Origin of the sequence: Phaeobacter sp. SYSU ZJ3003 (genome assembly GCF_041300735.1) — a bacterium.
In the GTDB taxonomy this organism is placed as follows: domain Bacteria; phylum Pseudomonadota; class Alphaproteobacteria; order Rhodobacterales; family Rhodobacteraceae; genus Phycobacter; species Phycobacter gallaeciensis_A.
This window is the reverse complement of the sequence record NZ_PXNU01000107.1, coordinates 1-4,465: the sequence shown is the minus strand read 5'-3', so window position 1 is coordinate 4,465 and position 4,465 is coordinate 1. Positions and strand designations below refer to the sequence as shown.

Below are 4,465 nucleotides of genomic sequence, written 5' to 3'. Positions count from 1 at the left end.
GCCGCATAACCATGAAATCCGCAGCGTCGCCCGAAACGCTTTTCAACATCGATCGGGACATTCCCTCCCACCCGAGCGTGGAAACTTTACTGCTACGCAAGCCACTTAACGCCAAGTAGCTATGAAACCTCGCGACTAAACAAAAAAACGTTACTGCTTCCTTCAGCGCGATTAATTTCTTTTTGAGACTCCAGCGCGACCCTAAAGGCCATTCATTTGGATTTAGAGGGGCGCAGATTATGAACTCCATTTTCGGCATCAACAGCTTTACCGGCCTTTATGCTGGCACGAACACACCGGATTTGGCGGCGACTGCGGAAACCACAGCCACCGATTGGACCAAAGGGGCCAGCGCCAAAACCCTTCTGGAAGAAAGCCAGAAGGTGCAGCGCGCCGAACGCCTAGAGCAGCGCAAGGAAGCGGAGGCCAACATGAAACGCTTGGAGGACAATGCGCGCGCGATTGCCTTCGCGCTGAAAACCAAAGAAATGCAAAAGGCCCTCGCCACGCTGCAACAGGACAACAGCCAGAGCAGCCACCTCATGCTTTTGATGGTCACAGACGAGGGCGATATTCACGCCTTCTTTCCACCCCCTCCAAACACCTTCGGCGCCGGCTCTGGCAACGATGCCGTGTCCTACGCTGGCGGGGTGATCAAGGGCATCGAAACCGGTGATGGATCGGACGCCGTAGCCCTGACCGGCGATGTGGTCGAGGACGTGCATACCGACCGGCAAAACCGAGGCACCGAGTTGGTCGTTTACAAATCCGGCGGGGCGCGGATGACCACGTATTATGCCAATTATTCCGCCGCCGATTCCTTGGCGATCTCAGCACGGACGATACGCAAGATTTCGACCGGTGGCGGTAATGACGCGGTCGCTCTGAATGCGGAAACGATCACGGGACTCGATACCGGTACGGGCGATGACGCGCTCAGCATCTCGGCCCGCCACATCAATCAGGTGAACACCGGCGATGGCAATGACAGCCTGGCCATTCGCGCGGGGGTCGTGTCACGACTGGATACCGGATCGGGCGACGATGTTCTGACCCTTAACGCCACTGTTCTGGACGGCGTCAGAACCGGCGACGGCAATGATGTGGTCAATGTGGTGCTGAATGATCAATCCGGGGACGGGCTGGACTTCCCGCGGTACGCCCGCCTGCACACAGGCAGCGGCGATGACACGCTATCCTTGGCAGCGCAGGGGCATGTCACATTTGGTGCCGGGACAGGCGACGATACGGTTCTGCTGTCAAAAGGCAGCTTTACCATGGCGCTGCAGGATGGCGCGGCCGAGGGCAATGACGTGGTCACCCTTTCGGACGGTGCAGATCTGGCCCTCATGGTCTCCAGCGAAAAAGCCGCCAGCGCCACCATCGTAAAGAAGGACGATGCCCTGCTCATCAATTTTGGCGATGGTAGCTCGGTCACAGTCAAAGGTCTGGCAAACGGAGGCACTGTCGCGCTGGCCCTGCCAAGCGGTCAGGTCGACAAGATCCTGAAACAAGAACAAGCGGTCGATCTGCGCATGTGAGGATCACATCTGCTACACTCTGGGGTCGAGAACGGCCTGCAGCCGCCGCGCAGCGTCCATCGCCAGCTTGTGCGTCATCTTCTTGCGCCGGGCTGCGGCCAACTTCTCTTCCGGCCCCATGCGGACAATCTCGCCGTAATAGGCATCGGCGATGATCAGACCGGTTTCATCCGGCAGGATCTCGACCGGGAACTCGGTGTCTACCGCCCAGAAGTAGCGATCACACCATTCCAGATAACCCTGCCATTTGCTGTCTGACTGGAAATCGGCGCGGCTGGATTTGCATTCGATCACCCAAAGCTCGCCCTTGGGTCCCAGCGCCATCAGATCAACGCGCAGGCCGCGCGTTGGCACGAATTCCTCGACCGAGACAAAGCCAAGCGAGCGCAAATACCGCGCCACCCCGCGCGCCAGCCGCTGACCAGGCTGAAACCGCTCCAGATCATTCTCATCCACCATGGCACCAGAAGTGAACAATTAGGGAACAAAATGCAAGCCCGAGGACGGTAAAGGCAAAAACTCTTACCACTTGCCCCTTGCCGCCGCAGCGCCCGCACACTACCTAGGGCCGTGGCGGGTTCTGCCCTTCTTGTGACAGGTAGCATTCCAGTGGCCTTAAGCAATTCCGAGGGAGCTGGCTCTGTTCGGATCCTGGTCCGTTTACCTGGCGCCCACCTGTACATACAGGTCCTCGGGAATCAAAACCGCACGGTTGCCTGGTGGTCCCGCCACTTTTCCTCACCTACGAACGCTGCTTGGGTCTGATCCGGCCCAGTGCAGGATGCATGCCGTCACAAGTACCTGCCGGTTAATTCGGCGCCCCGTCGGCCCATTTGCCCGTCCGTCAGACCACAGCGGCCGACCGCGCAGTTACCCCAGGAACAAAAAGGCGCCACTCCCGCTAAAGGAATGGCGCCCTTGATCTACACGAATTTTTCGCCAGACGGCCTCAGCTATCCATCTTCAATGCCGAGATGAAGGCTTCTTGCGGGATGTCGACCTTGCCGAACTGACGCATCTTCTTCTTACCCGCTTTCTGCTTGTCCAGCAGCTTGCGTTTGCGCGAGGCGTCGCCGCCATAGCATTTCGCGGTCACGTCCTTGCGCAGCGCCGACAGGGTCTCGCGCGCGATCACCTTGCCGCCGATGGCCGCCTGGATCGGGATCTTGAACATGTGGCGCGGGATCAGGTCCTTCAGCTTTTCGCACATGGCCCGGCCGCGCATCTCGGCGCGGTCCCGGTGCACCATCATCGACAGCGCATCCACTGGCTCGTCATTCACCAGCACCGACATCTTCACCAGGTTGTCCTCGCGGTAGCCCGTCAGGTGATAGTCAAAGGAGGCATAGCCCTTGGTCACCGATTTCAGCCGGTCATAGAAGTCAAAGACCACCTCGTTCAACGGCAAATCGTAGACCACCATGGCGCGGGTGCCGGCATAGGTCAGGTCTTCCTGAATGCCGCGGCGGTCCTGGCAGAGTTTCAGCACATCGCCGAGGTATTCATCCGGCACAAGGATCGTCGCCTTGATCCGCGGTTCCTCGATGTGATCCACCTTGGACATGTCAGGCATGTCGGCCGGGTTGTGCAGGTCGATCTTCTCGCCGTCCTTCATGTAGACGTGATAGATCACCGACGGCGCCGTGGTGATCAGCTCGATATTGTATTCCCGCTCGATCCGGTCGCGGATCACCTCAAGGTGCAACAGGCCCAGGAAACCGCAGCGGAAACCAAAGCCCAGCGCCGCCGAGGTCTCCATCTCAAAGCTGAAGGAGGCGTCGTTGAGAGCCAGCTTGTCGATGGCGTCGCGCAGGTCTTCGAATTCGGCGCTATCCACCGGGAAGAGACCGCAGAACACCACCGGCTGCGCCGGTTTGAAGCCCGGCAGAGCCACCTCGCAGCCGTTCCGGTCATTGGTGATGGTGTCGCCGACGCGGGTGTCGCGTACCTGCTTGATCGAGGCGGTCAGGAAGCCGATCTCACCCGGGCCGAGTTCATCCACCACCTGCATGGCAGGGCGGAAGACGCCGATCCGGTCCACATGGTGCAGGGTGTCGTTCGACATGAACTTGACCCGCATGCCTTTCTTTAGGACGCCGTCCATGATGCGCACCAGCACGATCACGCCCAGGTAAGCGTCGTACCAGCTGTCCACCAGCATGGCTTTGAGCGGCGCATCGCGGGTGCCTGCGGGAGCGGGCAGATGCTGTACGATCGCTTCCAGCGTTTCGTGAATGCCCTGCCCGGTTTTGGCCGAGACCTGAATGGCTTCGCTTGCGTCGATGCCAATCACATCCTCGATCTGCTCGGCCACGCGATCGCAATCGGATGCGGGCAGGTCGATCTTGTTCAGCACCGGGACGATCTCATGATCCGCATCGATCGCCTGATAGACATTGGCCAGCGTCTGCGCCTCGACCCCTTGGGTGCTGTCCACAACCAGCAGCGAGCCTTCAACCGCGCGCATGGAGCGGGAGACCTCATAGGCAAAGTCGACGTGACCGGGGGTGTCGATGAGGTTGAGCACATAGGTCTCGCCATCGTCGGCCTTGTAGTCGATCCGAACCGTGTTGGCCTTGATGGTGATGCCGCGCTCGCGCTCGATATCCATCGCGTCCAGAAGCTGCTCTTTCATATCGCGTGACTCCACCGTCCCGGTCTCCTGGATGAGCCGGTCAGCGAGGGTGGATTTGCCATGGTCGATATGGGCGACGATGGAGAAATTGCGGATCTTTGAGAGCTCTGTCATGGTCTGGGGATATGGTTCGGATTTTGAGTTTGGTCAAGCGCGCGCGTGAGGCCACCCAGCGATATTTTTAAGGGTGCATGGCAGGAGGGGCGCAATTGCCGCAGATTGAGGGGACTATCCTGAATTTTGTGCGCTGACGTGGTAACTGCTCACAGAGGAGACCCACGTATGAGCA

General features: G+C 59.3%; 3 protein-coding genes. 1 reads left to right on the top strand and 2 read right to left on the bottom strand.

The features are described from left to right. Positions 1-239 precede the first annotated feature (239 nt). Positions 240-1,541 (top strand): hypothetical protein, encoded by a 1,302-nt coding sequence (locus C6W91_RS20745; RefSeq protein ID WP_370571556.1) that lies wholly within the window; start codon positions 240-242, stop codon positions 1,539-1,541. 12 nt (positions 1,542-1,553) lie between these two features. Here C6W91_RS20745 and C6W91_RS20740 read toward each other — a convergent pair whose 3' ends face one another. Together C6W91_RS20740 and lepA are read right to left on the bottom strand one after the other, a co-directional pair. After that, a complete protein-coding gene (locus C6W91_RS20740) occupies positions 1,554-1,997 on the bottom strand; it encodes an MmcB family DNA repair protein (RefSeq protein ID WP_370571555.1) in 444 nt (147 codons plus the stop codon). A 493-nt stretch (positions 1,998-2,490) separates the two neighbouring features. Continuing rightward, the gene (lepA, locus tag C6W91_RS20735; protein WP_065272964.1) at positions 2,491-4,290 is read right to left on the bottom strand and encodes a translation elongation factor 4; all 1,800 of its coding nucleotides are present in this window, start codon (positions 4,288-4,290) and stop codon (positions 2,491-2,493) included. Between the last annotated feature and the right edge of the window lie 175 nt (positions 4,291-4,465).